At 73.7% G+C, this 14,511-nt stretch carries 14 protein-coding genes; 8 read left to right on the forward strand and 6 right to left on the reverse strand.

Going from position 1 to position 14,511, the window contains the following annotated elements; genetic code table 11:
- Positions 1-141 precede the first annotated feature (141 nt).
- Positions 142-1,029, forward strand: a complete 888-nt coding sequence (locus tag ACIGAQ_RS03505) for an AraC family transcriptional regulator (RefSeq protein WP_311681089.1) — start codon at positions 142-144, stop codon at positions 1,027-1,029.
- A gap of 51 nt (positions 1,030-1,080) precedes the next feature.
- On the opposite strand, the gene ACIGAQ_RS03510 is transcribed toward ACIGAQ_RS03505, so the two are convergent.
- Together ACIGAQ_RS03510 and ACIGAQ_RS03515 are read right to left on the reverse strand one after the other, a co-directional pair.
- Positions 1,081-2,478, reverse strand: coding sequence for a glycoside hydrolase family 16 protein (locus tag ACIGAQ_RS03510; RefSeq protein WP_399778834.1), 1,398 nt, complete (start codon positions 2,476-2,478; stop codon positions 1,081-1,083).
- A gap of 144 nt (positions 2,479-2,622) precedes the next feature.
- Positions 2,623-2,880 carry a hypothetical protein gene (locus ACIGAQ_RS03515; RefSeq protein WP_399778835.1) on the reverse strand — a complete coding sequence of 86 codons (258 nt, stop codon included), beginning with the start codon at positions 2,878-2,880 and terminating at the stop codon, positions 2,623-2,625.
- Positions 2,881-3,014: 134 nt separating this feature from the next.
- On the opposite strand from ACIGAQ_RS03515, the gene ACIGAQ_RS03520 reads away from it, so the two are divergent.
- The 4 genes from ACIGAQ_RS03520 to ACIGAQ_RS03535 all read left to right on the forward strand — a co-directional run bounded on the left by ACIGAQ_RS03520 (position 3,015) and on the right by ACIGAQ_RS03535 (position 7,022).
- Entirely contained in the window at positions 3,015-3,530 is a 516-nt protein-coding gene (locus tag ACIGAQ_RS03520; protein ID WP_311681093.1) for an SRPBCC family protein, read from the forward strand.
- The gene (locus ACIGAQ_RS03525) at positions 3,523-5,142 is read left to right on the forward strand and encodes a phytoene desaturase family protein (RefSeq protein ID WP_399778837.1); all 1,620 of its coding nucleotides are present in this window, start codon (positions 3,523-3,525) and stop codon (positions 5,140-5,142) included. The genes ACIGAQ_RS03520 and ACIGAQ_RS03525 overlap by 8 nt, the downstream gene beginning before the upstream one ends.
- A gap of 37 nt (positions 5,143-5,179) precedes the next feature.
- On the forward strand, positions 5,180-6,082 hold the full coding sequence (locus tag ACIGAQ_RS03530) for an SDR family oxidoreductase (RefSeq protein ID WP_399778839.1): 903 nt from the start codon (positions 5,180-5,182) through the stop codon (positions 6,080-6,082).
- Between the two features lie 64 nt (positions 6,083-6,146).
- A complete protein-coding gene (locus ACIGAQ_RS03535) occupies positions 6,147-7,022 on the forward strand; it encodes an oxygenase MpaB family protein (RefSeq protein WP_399778841.1) in 876 nt (291 codons plus the stop codon).
- Here the strand turns inward: ACIGAQ_RS03535 and ACIGAQ_RS03540 are convergent.
- The 4 genes from ACIGAQ_RS03540 to ACIGAQ_RS03555 all read right to left on the reverse strand — a co-directional run bounded on the left by ACIGAQ_RS03540 (position 6,996) and on the right by ACIGAQ_RS03555 (position 10,981).
- Positions 6,996-7,739, reverse strand: a complete 744-nt coding sequence (locus tag ACIGAQ_RS03540) for an IclR family transcriptional regulator (protein WP_399778843.1) — start codon at positions 7,737-7,739, stop codon at positions 6,996-6,998. The genes ACIGAQ_RS03535 and ACIGAQ_RS03540 overlap by 27 nt on opposite strands.
- Positions 7,736-9,109, reverse strand: a complete 1,374-nt coding sequence (locus ACIGAQ_RS03545) for an alpha/beta hydrolase family protein (RefSeq protein ID WP_399778845.1) — start codon at positions 9,107-9,109, stop codon at positions 7,736-7,738. The genes ACIGAQ_RS03540 and ACIGAQ_RS03545 overlap by 4 nt, the downstream gene beginning before the upstream one ends.
- A complete protein-coding gene (locus tag ACIGAQ_RS03550; protein WP_399778847.1) occupies positions 9,106-10,395 on the reverse strand; it encodes an MFS transporter in 1,290 nt (429 codons plus the stop codon). The genes ACIGAQ_RS03545 and ACIGAQ_RS03550 overlap by 4 nt, the downstream gene beginning before the upstream one ends.
- Before the next feature lie 160 nt (positions 10,396-10,555).
- A complete protein-coding gene (locus ACIGAQ_RS03555; RefSeq protein WP_311681192.1) occupies positions 10,556-10,981 on the reverse strand; it encodes a MarR family transcriptional regulator in 426 nt (141 codons plus the stop codon).
- A gap of 206 nt (positions 10,982-11,187) precedes the next feature.
- Here ACIGAQ_RS03555 and ACIGAQ_RS03560 point away from each other — a divergent pair, with 206 nt between their 5' ends.
- Genes ACIGAQ_RS03560 through ACIGAQ_RS03570 form a run of 3 tightly spaced genes read left to right on the forward strand, consistent with a single transcriptional unit; the run spans position 11,188 to position 14,505 of the window.
- Positions 11,188-12,105: an SDR family NAD(P)-dependent oxidoreductase gene (locus ACIGAQ_RS03560; RefSeq protein WP_399778849.1), complete on the forward strand. Its 918-nt coding sequence runs from the start codon at positions 11,188-11,190 to the stop codon at positions 12,103-12,105.
- An 11-nt stretch (positions 12,106-12,116) separates the two neighbouring features.
- On the forward strand, positions 12,117-12,992 hold the full coding sequence (locus tag ACIGAQ_RS03565) for an amidohydrolase family protein (RefSeq protein ID WP_362279474.1): 876 nt from the start codon (positions 12,117-12,119) through the stop codon (positions 12,990-12,992).
- Between the two features lie 10 nt (positions 12,993-13,002).
- Positions 13,003-14,505, forward strand: coding sequence for a long-chain fatty acid--CoA ligase (locus ACIGAQ_RS03570; protein WP_399778851.1), 1,503 nt, complete (start codon positions 13,003-13,005; stop codon positions 14,503-14,505).
- The last annotated feature ends 6 nt before the right edge of the window (positions 14,506-14,511 follow it).

Below are 14,511 nucleotides of genomic sequence, written 5' to 3' on the forward strand. Positions count from 1 at the left end.
AAGAAGTCCTCGATAGGAACGAAGGGGCTGGTCTGACGCGTTCAAAATTAAAAGTCTGACTTTTTCTTCGGAAGGTCACCGTGTGCCAGCCTGTGGTGAAAGTGGGACACCGACAGGGGGCGCGAGGCGGACATGGCGGGCATGGCGGACAGAAGCATCCGAGGCGGCGACGGGATCAGAACGTTCCCCTTCCCGGTCGAGTTGAGCGTCGGCGGTGTCGGCATGCAGATCGGCCCGATGGGGACCGGCCGCACCTGGCACGCCGACGCGCCGCTGGAGCGTGTGCACCGCATCGACTTCCACGTCGTGATGCTGTTCGGCGAGGGCCCGGTCCGGCACATGGTCGACTTCACCGAGTACGAGGCCGGCGCCGGGGACCTGCTGTGGATCCGCCCGGGGCAGGTCCACCGCTTCTCGCGGACGAGCGAGTACCGCGGAACGGTGCTCACCATGCAACCGGGCTTCCTGCCCCGCTCCACCGTGGAGGCCACCGGCCTGTACCGCTACGACCTGCCGCCGCTGCTGCACCCCGACCCCGCCCGGCTCGCCGGACTGCGCGACGCCCTCGGCCAGTTGCGGCGCGAGTACGAGGACACGGCCACACTGCCGCTCAGCCTGCACACCGCTGTCCTGCGTCACACCCTGACGGCGTTCCTGCTGCGCCTCGCGCATCTGGCGGCCAGTTCGGCCGAGGCGCAGCGCCAGCGCGCCGACTCCACGTTCACCCTCTTCCGGGACGCCGTGGAGCGGGACTTCGCCACCAACCACAGCGTCAGCGCGTACGCCGACGCGCTCGGCTACTCCCGCCGCACCCTGGTCCGCGCGGTACGCGCCGCCACGGGCGAGACCCCGAAGTCCTTCATCGACAAGCGCGTGGTCCTGGAGGCCAAACGCCTCCTCGCCCACACCGACCTGCCGATCGGCCGGGTGGGCGCGGCGGTCGGCTTCCCGGACGCCGCCAACTTCTCCAAGTTCTTCCACCAGCACACGGACCAGACCCCGGCCGCGTTCCGCGCGGAGTTGCGCTGAGGGCGGCGAAAAGGGGCTCCACGCGCGCGTGGAGCCCCTTCCCGGGACGGGTCAGCGCCCGAAGGTGAACCAGTTGACGTTCACGAAGTCCGCCGGCTGCCCGCTGGTGAAGGTGAGATAGACGTCGTGCGTGCCCGTCACCGAGGCGATGTCGGCGGGGATCGTCCGCCACGACTGCCAGCCGCCGGTGTTGCCCACCGCGAAGCTGCCGACGGGCGCGTTGCTCCGGCTGTCCAGCCGCACCTCGACCAGCCCGCTGACGCCGTTCGCCGCGCCGCTCGCGACCCGGGCGCTGAACTGCCGGACCGCCGTGGAGCCGAAGTTCACGCCCTTGAACTGCAGCCAGTCGCCGTTGGCCAGCGCGCCGACGTTCCGGCCGCCGCCCGAGTCGGTGGTCGTCTCGGTCATGGCGCCGGACTGACCGTCGAACGACTCGGCCTGGATGGTGCCGTAGGCGTCACGGTCGCCGGTGGGCGGGGGCGTGGTGCCGCCGCCTCCCGAGGACAGCACCTGCACGTAGTCGACGACCATCGCGTGGCCGGGCTGGGTGCCCGCGTCCGGGCCGCCGCCGAACGCGTCCGGGAAGCCGCCGCCCATCGCCACGTTCAGGATGATGAAGAAGCCGTGGTCGGTGGCGTTGCGCCAGGTCGTCGCGTCGACCTGGTTGGCGCGTACGGTGTGGAAGTTGACGCCGTCGAGGTAGAAGCGGATCTCCTCGACGCCGGTCGAGCGGTCCCACTCCATCCGGTAGGTGTGGAAGCCGGCCTGACAGGTGGTGCCCTGACACGTGGTGGAACCGCCGATGCCGCTGGTCTCGTTGCAGGGCCCGCCCGGCGAGGTGCCGCAGTGCATCGTCGCGAACACCGTGTTCATGCCCTGGGTGTTCTCCATGATGTCCAGCTCGCCGACCGCCGGCCAGTTCCAGTAGTTGCCGCGGTAGGGCGCGCCCAGCATCCAGAACGCCGGCCAGTAGCCCTTGGCGGCGGCACCGGTGACGTTCGGCACCTGGATGCGTGACTCGACCCGCAGCTTGCCGCCGGCCGGGGGCTGGAAGTCGGTGCGGTTGGTCTCGACGCGGCCGGAGGTCCAGTTGCCGGCGGCGTCCCGGCGGGGCGTGATGCGCAGGTTGCCGTTGCCGTCGAGCGAGACGTTGTCCCTGCTGTTCGTCATGGTCTCGATCTCGCCGGTGCCCCAGTTGGCGGGGCCGCCCGGGTAGCCCTTGCCGGTGGCGTACTGCCAGTTCGAGGTGTTGACGCCGCTGCCGGCGGGGCCGTCGAAGTCGTCCAGGAAGACCTGCGTCCAGCCGGACGGGGGAGGCGGGGCCGAGGCGTCGGCCGACGGGGCGACGACCGCGGCGGCCGCCGCAGCGAGCCCGAGCGTGCTCACGACGGCGACGAACGCCCGCCGCAGCGGGCGGGGTCTGCGGGAGGTGCTTGAGGTGTCGCTCATGTGGGGGCCTCTCGGGGAAAGGGGTGAGAGCGCTCTCAAAGTGCCGCCAATGTGCTCCACCGCACCCGGGCCGTCAAGGGACGAAGCCAGGAAAGGTACGTCGGGAGCCGGTGGTTGCGGAGGGTGAAAGCGGCGGGCCGGGCGTCAGCCGGAGGACCGCTCGCCGCCCGGCCGGTCCGGTGCGGCGGACCAGCGCTTCACGTACCAGGCCATGCCGTCGTCCATGGCGAGCCCGAGAACGATGCCGATCCCGAGCGTCCACTCGGGGAGGCCGGCGAAGTGGGCAAGGGTGACGACGATCATCATGACGACGGCAATGATCAACCACCGCAACACGTGCTGCCACACCCGGTGCGCCGCCAGCCACCGAGCCCACCGCCGCGCCCTGTCCGACTGTGCCATCCCGGTCTCCCCCCGTTGAGCACCTCACAGGGTTCGACTCCCGCCCGGCCGTGACGGTTGCCCTCCGCGTTGTTGAAACGGGCCCGGCGGGGCACTCGGGACGCATTACCCGGTCGAGGCAGCAGGAGGCATCCGTGGCCGTACGCCATCACCTGATCCGAGTCCCGCCGAGCGCGGTGTGGGACGTCCTCGCCGACGGCAACCGCTACGCGGAGTGGGTGGTGGGGACCTCCGAGTCCCACCCGGTGCGCGGGCACTGGCCGCACAAGGACGCCGCGATCCGCTATCAGGTCCGGATCGGGCCGGTGCAGCTGGACAACGAGACGACCGTCCGCCTCTGCGAGGAGGGCAGCCGACTGGAGCTCGAGGCCCACGCCGGCGCGCTCGGCACCGCACGCATCGCCATCGAGCTGCGGCCCTGGGGCGAGCACTGCCTGGTGATCGTCGACGAGCATCCCCTGCGCGGGGCCGGCGGGCGGTTGCACAACGTCGGTTTCGAGGCGCTGATCCAGCTCCGCCACCGCGCCATGCTGGCCCGGCTGGCCCGCCTGTGCGAGGGCGAGGCCGGAGCGGGGAACGCGCGGGGCGGTCACCGCCCCCTGGGCCACGTCACCGTCGGTTCCGACGCGGACGGTTCCCGCCATGCCTGACGCCGTGGTGATCGGCGCGGGACCCAACGGCCTGGTGGCCGCGAACCTCCTCGCGGACGCCGGGTGGAGCGTGGAGGTGCTGGAGGAACAGCCCGAACCGGGCGGTGCCGTGCGCCACGACCAGGGGGTCGACCCCGCGTTCGTCAACGACCTGTTCAGCTCCTTCTACCCCCTGGCGGCCGCCTCGCCCGTCCTGGCCGGGCTGCGGCTGCAGGACCACGGGCTGCGCTGGAGCCACGCGCCCAGCGTGCTGGCCCACCCCCTCACCGACGGCAGCTGCGCGGTCCTGGACCGTGACGTCGACGCCACCGCCGCGTCCCTCGACGCCTTCGACCCGGCCGACGGCGACGCCTGGCGGAGGCTGCACGAGGTGTGGCAGGGCCTGCGCCCCGACCTCCTGGACGCTCTGTTCACGCCGTTCCCGCCGGTGCGCGCGACGGCCCGGCTGGCGCTGAGGCTGCGGGCGGCGGGCGGTCTGCGCATGGCCCGCTCCCTGGTCCTGCCGGTGCGGCGCCTGGGCGAGGAGGAGTTCCGCGGCCAGGGCGGCCGGTTGCTGCTGGCCGGCAACGCCCTGCACGCCGACCTCGCCCCCGAGTCGTCGGGCAGCGGCGGCTTCGGCTGGCTGATGGCCATGCTGGGGCAGACCTACGGCTTCCCGGTGCCGGCGGGCGGCTCCGGGGCGCTGACCTCGGCCCTGGTGCGCCGTCTGGAGAGCCTGGGCGGACGGGTGCGCTGCGGGCAGCGCGTCGAACGGGTCGTGGTCCGCGGCGGGCGGGCCGTGGGGGTGCGCACGGCGGCCGGTGACGCGGTACGCGCCCGCAGGGCGGTGCTCGCGGACGTCTCGGTGCCGGCCCTGTACGGCGAGCTCGTCGAGCCCGAGCACCTGCCCGCGCAGCTCCTGGAGGACCTGCGGCGCTTCCAGTGGGACTTCGCCACCTTCAAGGTCGACTGGGCGCTGGACGGCCCGGTGCCCTGGCAGGCCGAGCAGGCGTCCCGGGCCGGGACGGTGCACCTGGCGGACGGCATGGACGAGCTCACCCGCTTCGCCGCCCAGATCGCCATGCGGCAGGTCCCGGACCGCCCGTTCACGATCTTCGGCCAGATGACCACCTCGGACGCCACGCGCTCCCCGCAGGGCACCGAGTCGGCCTGGGCCTACACCCACATCCCGCACGACATCCGGGCCGACGCGGGCGACGAGGGCATCACCGGCGACTGGACGGCCAAGGACCAGGAGCTCTTCGCCGACCGGGTCGAGCGCCAGGTGGAACGGTTCGCGCCGGGCTTCCGCGACCTGATCCGGGCCCGCCGCATCCTGGCGCCCCCGATGTTGGAGGCCATGGACGGCAATCTGGCGGGCGGCGCGATCAACGGCGGGACGACCGCGATGCACCAGCAGCTCGTCTTCCGCCCCCTGCCCGGCACCGGCCGCCCGGAGACCCCGGTGCCCGGCCTGTTCCTCGCCTCCTCGGGCGCCCACCCGGGCGGCGGGGTGCACGGCGCGCCCGGGTCCAACGCCGCCCGGGCCGCACTGCGCCGCAACCTGCCGCCCGGCCTCGCCCGGGCGCAACGGCTCCTGGCGCGGCGCGACCGCACCGGGACCAGGCGCTGAACCCCGCGGCCTGCGCGGCCGGGAAGGAGGGCGTCCCATGGGCCGCACCCCGCTCGCCGGCCGCGGCAGTCCGCTCGCCGGCCGCACGGTCGTCATCACCGGAGCCGCCCGCGGCGTGGGCGCCGCGCTGGCCCGCGAGACCGCCCGGCGCGGCGCCCGCGTGGCGCTCCTGGGGCACGAGAAGGCCTCCCTGGAGGCGGTGGCCGCGTCCCTGCCGGGCCCGGCGCTGGCCGTGGAGGCCGACGTCACCGACCTCCCCGCCCTCCAGGCGGCGGCCCGGACCGTGCGCGAGGGCCTGGGCCGGCCCTCGGCGGTGGTGGCGAACGCCGGGATCGCCGAGGGCGGCGCCTTCCTGGACACCGACCCGGACGTCTGGCGGCGGGTGATCGACGTCAACCTGACCGGCAGCGCCCACACCGCCCGGACGTTCCTGCCGGACCTTCTCGACACCGCGGGCTACTTCCTCCAGGTGGCCTCGCTGGCGTCCATCGGAGCCGCCCCGCTGATGAGTGCCTACTGCGCATCCAAGGCGGGCGTCGAGGCTTTCGCGCACGCCCTGCGCGCGGAGGTGGCGCACCGCGGCGTGGGCGTCGGCATCGCCTACATCAACTGGACCGACACCGAGATGATCCGCGACGCCGACCGCTACGCCGTGCTGCGGGAGCTGCGCGCCCACATGCCGCCGCCGGCCCGCCGCGTGCACCCCGTGGACGAGGTCGCCGCCCGCCTGGCCGGATGCCTGGAGCGCCGCCGCACGGCGGTGTACGCGCCCGCCTGGCTGAGGCTGGCCCAGCCGGTCCGCTCGGCCCTGCCGCCCGTGGTGCTGCGCGTGACCCGCCGCGCGCTGCCCCGTCTGGAGGCCGAGGGTCCCCTCCGCCGCACCGGGCCGCTGGGGGCGGGCGGCCGGGCCGACAGCGAGGCGGCGAAGCACCGGACCTGACCCCGGCGGCCCACGACCGCGCTCGCATGACGGACACTGGTCGGCAGGGGAAGGGAGGCCGACCGTGCTGACCGGAGTCCGAGAACACCTGGGCCGGGCCCTGTTCCACCGTGTCGCGGGACCCGGCGGGCCCGAGACCCGGGCCCGCATCCACCACACGCCCGGACCGCGCTGGTTCGGGCCCGACCGGCCGATCCGCGCGGTGCACGGCGACGCGTCGATGTTCATCGGCGGGCTGGCCGCGCTGCTGCTGCAGTCGCTGCACCCCCTCGCGATGGCGGCGGTCGCCGGGCACTCCGGCTACCGCGGCGACCCGTGGGGCCGCCTGCAGCGCACCAGCACCTTCCTGGCCGTGACGACCTACGGAACCGCCGAGGACGCCCGGCAGGCGGTCGACCACGTGCGCGGCATCCACGAACGGATCCGCGGCACCACCACCGAGGGCGAGCCGTACCACGCGGCCGACCCGCACCTGCTCGCCTGGGTGCACGCCGCCGAGACGGACAGCTTCCTGCGCGCCCACGAACGCTACGGTGCCCGGCCGCTGGACGCCGCCGGCTACGACGCCTACGTCGCGGACACCGCCCGCGTCGCCGAGGCGCTGGGCGCCGAGGACCCGCCGCGCGACCGCCGCGAGCTGTCCGAGCGGCTGACCGCCTACCGGCCGGAGCTGCGGGCCACGCCCGAGGCCAGGGCCGCCGCCCGCTTCCTGCTGTTCCAGCCGCCCCTTCCGCTGGCGGCCCGGCCCTTCTACGGAGGGCTGGCCGCCAACGCCGTCACGCTGCTGCCGCCCTGGGCGCGCGGCATGCTGTGGCTGCCCCGGGTGCCGGTCGTCGAGTCCCTGGCCGTCCGCCCCACCGGGCAGGCCCTGACCCGCACCATCCGCTGGGCGATGACCCCGGGCCGGGAGGCGTCAGGGCTGCCATCCCAGCGCACGTGAGATCCCCCGTGCCGCCAGCCGCACCGCCGGGACCAGCACCGGGACCTGGGCGTCCGCGTACGGCACCACCACGGACACGGCGGCGGTGACGGTACCGTCCGCGCCGCGCACCGGCGCGGCCACGGACAGGGCGTCCTCGGTGACCTGACGGTCGCTCACCGCGACATCCGACCGCCGCACCTCGGCCAGCACCCGCCGCAGCCGCACCGGGTCGGTGATCGTGTACGGGGTGAAGGAGGCGAGGTCCCCCGCGCAGTACTCGTCCTGGAGTTCCGCCCCGCCGTGGGCCAGCAGGACGAGTCCGACGCCGGTGGCGTGCAGGGGCCAGCGGGCGCCGACGCGGATGTGCACCCCGACCGCGGACCGCCCGGACAGCCACTCGGTGTAGACGACGTCCCGGCCGTCCCGCACGGCCAGTTGCACGTTCTCGTGCGTCGCCTCGTACAGGTCCTCCAGGTACGGCAGGGCGATCTGCCGCAGGGCGAGTCCGCGCGGGGCCAGCGCGGCGAGCTCCCACAGCCGCAGCCCCACGTGGTAGACCCCGGAGTCGTCCCGTTCCAGGGCGCCCCAGTCGGTGAGCGCCCCGACCAGCCGGTGCGTGGTGGTCAGGGTCAGCCCGGCCCGCCGGCTGATGTCCGTCAGGCTCAGGGCCGGATGCTCGTGGTCGAAGGCCGCGAGCACGGACAGCAGCCGGCCGGACGCGGTCGGGGCGGTCATGGCCGGGCGTCTGACGGGTGCGCGAGGTCGTGGGGACGGGGGTAGGCGGCCGGGCGGTAGGCAACGAAGCGCGGCTCGGCCGCCGGATCCTCCTGCCGGGCGCGGGAGTTGAGCGCGCCGGGCGAGGCGTCCCAGCGGCCGGTGTCCAGGCGGTGTTCCAGGGTGCGCAGGGCGGCCAGCGTCTCGCCCGTGGTGAACGTGCAGTGGCCGGGGCCGTCGACGTACGCCTGCCGGAGCAGGCGCGCGGAGCCCGCCGCACCCGCCGCCCGCCGGTAGGCGCTCTCGGCCTCCACCGGGATCAGCGCGTCGCCGGTGGTGTGGATGTTCAGCTGCGGGTCGGTGAGCCGGCCCGAGAGCGTGCTGGTGTGCCGCATCCACCGCACGGCCGGCGGATCGGCGGAGATCCGGGGAGCCCGGTTCAGGGCCGACAGGTCGGTGCGCAAGGACAGTCCCGCCTCCTTGTAGAGCTCGGTCACCTCTTTGTACAGCGGCGACCGGGCCAGCAGGGCGGTGTAGTCGACGCCGGTGTTCCAGGACGGGTTGCCGCCCGCCCGGGCCTCGGCCTCCTGCCGCCAGCCGAACGCGGGCAGCTGCAGCAGCCCTCGCACGGCGGTGTACTGGTTGGCCTGCCGTGCCTGCCAGTCGGTGGGGCCGGGCTCGGGCTGGGACGGGTCGTTGTGGCCGGGGATGCCGTGCAGGGCGGCGGCGAGGGCGATGCGGGCCCGGCCTTCCGGAGTGTGCTGGGCGGCCTCCACCTTCGAGGTGAGGGACGTGGCCGCGGCGACCGCCTCCGCCTGGTCCGCGAACCCCGCGAGCCGGATGCCCGAGCCGGGCGCGAGCAGGGTGCGCAGCGCGAACACCGGGTCCAGGGTGCTGTTCCAGTTGGCCACGCCGCCCTGCACCAGACCGCACATCGACACCGACCCGTCGAACCGGGCGGCGTGCCGCTCGGCGAGCACGGTGGTGACGAAGCCGCCGTACGACGTGCCCCAGGCGAGGGTCCGCCGGGCCGCCCCGAACCGCTCGGTGAACAGCTCCAGCGTGGCGAGCTGGTCGGGCACGGCCTCGGTGACGGCCCAGCCGGTCGTCGCGTAGGAGGAGCCGATCAGCGCGTACCCCTCGGCGAGCAGGGTGTCGCGCACGGCCGGACCGGGCGTGTTCTGGGCCGGGTTGGGGGCGCCCGCCGGGGTGTAGCCGTGGCTGTAGAGCAGCACCGTGCCGTTCCAGGACGCCGGGACGTCCATCACGTACGCGGCTCCCGAGGGGAGCCTGCCCTCCAGGTGGGTGTCATCGGGGGCCGTGGCCCGTGCGGGCAGGGCGGTCGCCGCGAGGGCCAGGCAGGCGGTCAGCAGGGCGAGGCGGATCCTCAACGGCGCGTCCCTTCCAGGGCGGTGGCGGTGGCGGGGGAGTCCAGGGCGTCCGTGTGCGTCTCGCGCAGCCGCCACACGGTGAGGGCGGTGATCGCTGCGCCCGCGCACAGCAACAGCGACACCGGGGTGCTGCCGCCGCCGGCGGAGGCGACGAGGCTGCCGGCGATCAGCGGGGAGAACCCGGCGCCGATCAGGGTCGCGCCCTGGTAGCCGAGGGAGGCGCCGGTGTAGCGGACGCGGGTGCCGAACATCTCGGTGAGCAGGGCGCCCAGCGGCCCGTACATCGTCGACTGGGCGACGCCGTGGCCGAGGGCGAGCGCGAGGATCAGCAGTCCGGGAGAGCCGGAGTCGACCAACGCCAGCACGGGAAAGGCGAGCGCGGCCGAGGCGACGGCACCGGCGAGGACCACGGGCCGGCGGCCCACCCGGTCCGACAGCGCGGACGCGGCGGGCAGCACGGCGAGGGCCACGCAGGAGGCGACCGTCACCGCGGTCAGCACCTGCGGACGGGTGTACCCCTGGTCGACGGCGTAGGAGATCATGAAGCTGGTCAGCAGCGACTGGGCGGTGAACGCGCCGATGCCGACGCAGGCGGCCAGCAGGACGGGCTTCGGGCGGCGCAGCACCTCCAGGATCGGCGGCCGGTCCACCGGCTCCCTGCGCACCTGTGCGAACAGCGGGCTCTCGGCGACCCTCAGCCGCACGAACAGGCCGACGGCCAGCAGCACGATGCTCAGCAGGAACGGCACGCGCCAGCCCCACGAGCGGAACTGCTCGTCCGGCAGGGCGGCGACGAGGGTGACGACACCGGCCGACAGCACGGACCCGAGCGGGGCGCCGAGCTGGGTGAAGCTCGACCACAGACCGCGCCGGGAGCCCTGCGCGTGCTCGGCGTGCTCCACGACCATGAGCATGGCGCCGCCCCACTCGCCGCCGATCGCCAGGCCCTGCACCACGCGCAGGGCGACCAGCAGCACCGGCGCCCAGACGCCGATCGCGTCGTAGGTCGGCAGCAGGCCGATGAGGAAGCTGCCCGCCCCCATCAGCACCATGGTCAGCAGCATCATCGACTTGCGGCCGAGCCGGTCGCCGAAGTGCCCGAAGACGATGCCGCCGAGGGGACGGGCGAGATAGCCGGCGGCGAAGGTGCCGAAGGCCGCGATCGTGCCGACGGCCGGGTCGGCCCGGGGGAAGAACAGGTCGCCGAAGACGAGCGCGGCGACCGTGCCGTAGACGAGGAAGTCGTAGAACTCGACGGTCGTGCCCAGCAGGCCGGACACGGCCACGCGGCGCAACTGCCGTGGATCGGGAGCGGGTTGGCCGGATCGGGTGGCTGACGGGGATGACTGCACGGTGGGCTCCCTGGGGACGGGGCGCGGTTGGTCCGTGAAGTTATGCATCCGCCGTGCGGCCGTCAATCATTTGCACAACATCAGTTGCGGCCGGTCAGGCCAGGCCGTCCTCCGCGATCCGCAGCAGCAGCGCGTGCAGCGTCTCGCGTTCGGCGGGGTCCAGTGGGCCCAGCAGTTCGCCGGTCACGCGCAGGCCGGCCTCGTCGGTGTCGCGCAGGAACGCGCGTCCGGCCCCGGTCAGGACGACGATCCGGCTGCGGCGGTCGTCGGGGGAAGGGCGGCGCTCGGCGAAGCCCAGCTTCTCCAGGTCGTCGACCAGGCCGACGATCGCGCTCGGGTCGTATCCCAGCCGGGCGCTCAACTCGCGTTGCGGTGCGCCCTCGGTGGTGGCGAGGAAGCGCAGCACCGCGTAGTGGCGCAGGCGCAGCCCCGACTCCTGCAGGCAGGCGTTGAACAGCTGCCCCGAGCGCAGGCCCAGGCGGTACAGCAGGTAGCCCGTGTCGGCGTGCAGTCCCCGCATCCAGGGCTCGTCCGCGTCGATGGGCTTCGGGGTGGCGTTCTGGCGTGTGATGGCGGGCTCCCTGTGCTCGGTGCGTCCTGGAGATTCCAGCATCCCGCACCCGTGGATCACAACAACTATTGACGTCAACAATTATTGCTCTTAGCTTCGACCTCGCACGCCGACCCGTGCGCCCGCACCGACCCCCCCGGGTGAAGGGACCCCCCGTGCCCAGCATCGATCTCTCCGGCAAGGCCGCCGTCGTCACCGGCGGCGGCCGGGGCCTCGGCCTCGCCTACGCCCACGCCCTGGCCGCCCACGGCGCGTCCGTCGTCGTCAACGACATCGACGAGGCGGTGGCCGCGGCGGCCGTGAAGTCCATCGAGGAGGCGGGCGGCAGGGCCGTCGCCGAGGTCGTCCCGGTCGGCACCTCGGAGGCCGCCGAGCGGCTGGTGAACCGCGCCGTCGAGGAGTTCGGCCGGCTGGACGTCCTGGTCACCAACGCGGGCATCCTGCGCGACAAGGTGCTGTGGAAGATGTCCGACGAGGACTTCGACGCGGTGCTCACCACCCACCTCAAGGGCACCTTCACCTGCGCCCGTGCCGCCGCCGTGCGGATGCGCGAGCAGGGCGAGGGCGGCACGCTGATCCTGGTCGGCTCCCCGGCCGGCCAGCGCGGCAACTTCGGCCAGACCAACTACGCCGCCGCCAAGGCCGGCATCGCCGCCATGGCCCGCACCTGGTCGATGGAGCTGGGCCGGGCGGGCATCACCGTCAACGCGATCGTGCCGGTCGCGGCGACCGCGATGACCGAGACCATCCCCGCCTTCGCCCCGTACATCGACGCGATGAGGAACGGCGAGCCACTGCCCGGCTTCCTGCGCAAGGGCGAGGGCTTCGGCACCCCCGAGGACTGCGCGGCCCTGGTGCCCTTCCTCGCCTCCGGGGCCGCGCGCGGCGTGACCGGCCAGTGCATCGGCATCGGCGGCGACAAGGTGGCACTCTGGTCGCATCCGCAGGAGATCAGGGCGGCCTACGCCGACGGCGGCTGGACCCCCGACGCCCTCGCGGACGCCTGGCCCACCTCGGTCGGTGCCGAGCTCCAGTCGGTCGGCATCCCGGCGCCCCGGCTCCCGGAGGCGTGATGTCCCGCTCCATGAAGGTCGAGGACCTGGTCGCGATCGACGTCCACACCCACGCGGAGGTGTCCTCGAAGGGCCACTCCTCCCTGGACGACGACCTGCACGACGCCTCCTCCGCCTACTTCAAGGTCGAGGGCAGGCGGAAGCCGACCCTTCAGGAGACGGCCGCCTACTACCGGGAGCGGAACATGGCCGCCGTGATCTTCACGGTCGACGCCGAGTCCGCCACCGGCACCCCGCCCGTGCCGAATGAGGAGGTCGCCGAGGCGGCCGCCGCCAACGCCGACGTCCTCATCCCCTTCGCCTCCGTCGACCCCTTCCGGGGCAGGGCGGGCGTGCAGCAGGCCCGGCGGCTGGTCGAGGAGTACGGGGTGAAGGGCTTCAAGTTCCACCCCAGCATCCAGGGGTTCTTCCCCAACGACCGCGCGGTGGCCTACGGCCTGTACGAGGTGATCGAGGAGACGGGCGCGATCGCCCTCTTCCACACCGGGCAGACCGGCATCGGCGCCGGCGTCCCCGGCGGGGGCGGCATCCGGCTGAAGTACTCCAACCCGCTCCACGTCGACGACGTGGCGGCCGACTTCCCGCACCTGAAGATCATCCTGGCGCACCCGTCCTTCCCCTGGCAGGACGAGGCGCTGGCCGTCGCCACGCACAAGCCGGGCGTGCACATCGACCTGTCCGGCTGGTCCCCGAAGTACTTCCCGCCCCAGCTCGTGCAGTACGCCAACACCCTGCTGAAGGACAAGGTCCTCTTCGGGTCCGACTTCCCCGTCCTCACCCCCGACCGCTGGCTCGCCGACTTCGGCAAGCTGACGATCAAGGAGGAGGTCCGGCCGAAGATCCTCAAGGAGAACGCCGCCCGCCTGCTCGGGCTGGCCACACCGTAAGGGGCGTGACATGCGCAACGAGGGAATCGGGTCGTGGCCCGCCCGCCGGGCCCGCAAGACCCCGCACCGCACCGCCCTGATCCACGGCGCGCACACCGTCTCCTACGGCACGCTGCACGCCCGCACCACGCGCCTGGCCCACGCCCTGCGCGCCCGGGGCGTGCGCCGCGGCGACCGCGTCGCCTACCTCGGCCCGAACCACCCCTCCTACCTGGAGACCCTGTTCGCGGCCGGCACCCTCGGCGCGGTCTTCGTCCCGCTCAACACCCGCCTCGCCGGGCCGGAGATCGCCTACCAGCTCGCCGACTCCGGAGCGAAGGCCCTGGTCCACGGCCCCTCCCACACCGGCCTGGTCGCGGGCCTGCCCAGCAGCACGGACGTCCGCGTCCACCTGGAAACCGGCGCGGAATACGAGGCGGCCCTCGCCGGGGCGTCCGCCGAGCCGGTCGACGAACCCGTCGGACCCGACGACACCTGCATCATCATGTACACCTCGGGCACGACCGGCCGCCCCAAGGGCGCCATGCTCACCCACGGCAACCTCACCTGGAACGCGGTCAACGTCCTCGTGGACACCGACCTGGTCGCCGACGAACGCGCCCTGGTCTCCGCCCCGTTGTTCCACACCGCCGGGCTGAACATGCTGACCCTGCCGGTCCTGCTGAAGGGCGGCACCTGCGTCCTGGTCGAGGCGTTCGACCCGGAGGCCACCCTCGAGATGATCGAACGGCACCGGATCACCTTCATGTTCGGCGTGCCGACCATGTTCGACCAGGTGGCCAGGCACCCCCGCTGGCCGGACGCCGACCTGTCCTCGCTGCGCATCCTCACCTGCGGCGGCTCCCCGGTCCCGACCCCGCTGATCGCGCGGTACCAGGAGCGCGGCCTGACCTTCCTCCAGGGCTACGGCATGACCGAGGCCGCCCCCGGCACGCTGTTCCTGGACGCCGAGCACGCCGTCGGCAAGGCGGGTTCGGCGGGCGTGCCGCACTTCTTCAGCGACGTCCGCGTCGTCCGGCCGGACCTGACCCCGGTCGGCGTCGGGGAGGTCGGCGAGGTCGTGGTGCGCGGACCGCACGTGATGCCCGGCTACTGGGGACTGCCCGAGGAGACGGCCGCGTCCTTCGCCGACGGCTGGTTCCGCAGCGGCGACGCCGCCCGGGTCGACGAGGACGGCTACGTCCACATCGTCGACCGTCTCAAGGACATGATCATCTCCGGCGGCGAGAACGTCTACCCGGCCGAGATCGAGGACCGGCTCCTCGCCCATCCCGGCATCGCCGAGTGCGCGGTGATCGGCGTGCCCGACGACACGTGGGGCGAGGTGCCGCGCGCGGTCGTCGTCCCCCGCGAGGGCGCCGCCCTCGACCCCGACGAGGTGCTCGCCTCCCTCACCGGGTGCCTCGCCAAGTACAAGATCCCGAAGTCGGTGGTCGTCGCGGACGCACTCCCGCGCACCGCCTCCGGAAAGCTCCTCAAGTCCCGCGTCCGTACCCGCTACGGCAACCCGTAAGGAACC

Source organism: Streptomyces sp. NPDC085932 (genome assembly GCF_044540525.1).
GTDB lineage: Bacteria > Actinomycetota > Actinomycetes > Streptomycetales > Streptomycetaceae > Streptomyces > Streptomyces levis.

Bases quoted from the DNA above. Each gene is read 5' to 3' on its own strand.
- ACIGAQ_RS03540 (WP_399778843.1), bottom strand. From the start codon at position 7,739: ATGACCGCCCCGACCGCGTCCGGCCGGCTGCTGTCCGTGCTCGCGGCC.
- ACIGAQ_RS03525 (WP_399778837.1), top strand. From the start codon at position 3,523: ATGCCTGACGCCGTGGTGATCGGCGCGGGACCCAACGGCCTGGTGGCC.
- ACIGAQ_RS03565 (WP_362279474.1), top strand. From the start codon at position 12,117: ATGAAGGTCGAGGACCTGGTCGCGATCGACGTCCACACCCACGCGGAG.
- ACIGAQ_RS03510 (WP_399778834.1), bottom strand. From the start codon at position 2,478: ATGAGCGACACCTCAAGCACCTCCCGCAGACCCCGCCCGCTGCGGCGG.
- ACIGAQ_RS03555 (WP_311681192.1), bottom strand. From the start codon at position 10,981: ATGCGGGGACTGCACGCCGACACGGGCTACCTGCTGTACCGCCTGGGC.
- ACIGAQ_RS03570 (WP_399778851.1), top strand. From the start codon at position 13,003: ATGCGCAACGAGGGAATCGGGTCGTGGCCCGCCCGCCGGGCCCGCAAG.
- ACIGAQ_RS03515 (WP_399778835.1), bottom strand. From the start codon at position 2,880: ATGGCACAGTCGGACAGGGCGCGGCGGTGGGCTCGGTGGCTGGCGGCG.
- ACIGAQ_RS03505 (WP_311681089.1), top strand. From the start codon at position 142: ATGGCGGACAGAAGCATCCGAGGCGGCGACGGGATCAGAACGTTCCCC.
- ACIGAQ_RS03530 (WP_399778839.1), top strand. From the start codon at position 5,180: ATGGGCCGCACCCCGCTCGCCGGCCGCGGCAGTCCGCTCGCCGGCCGC.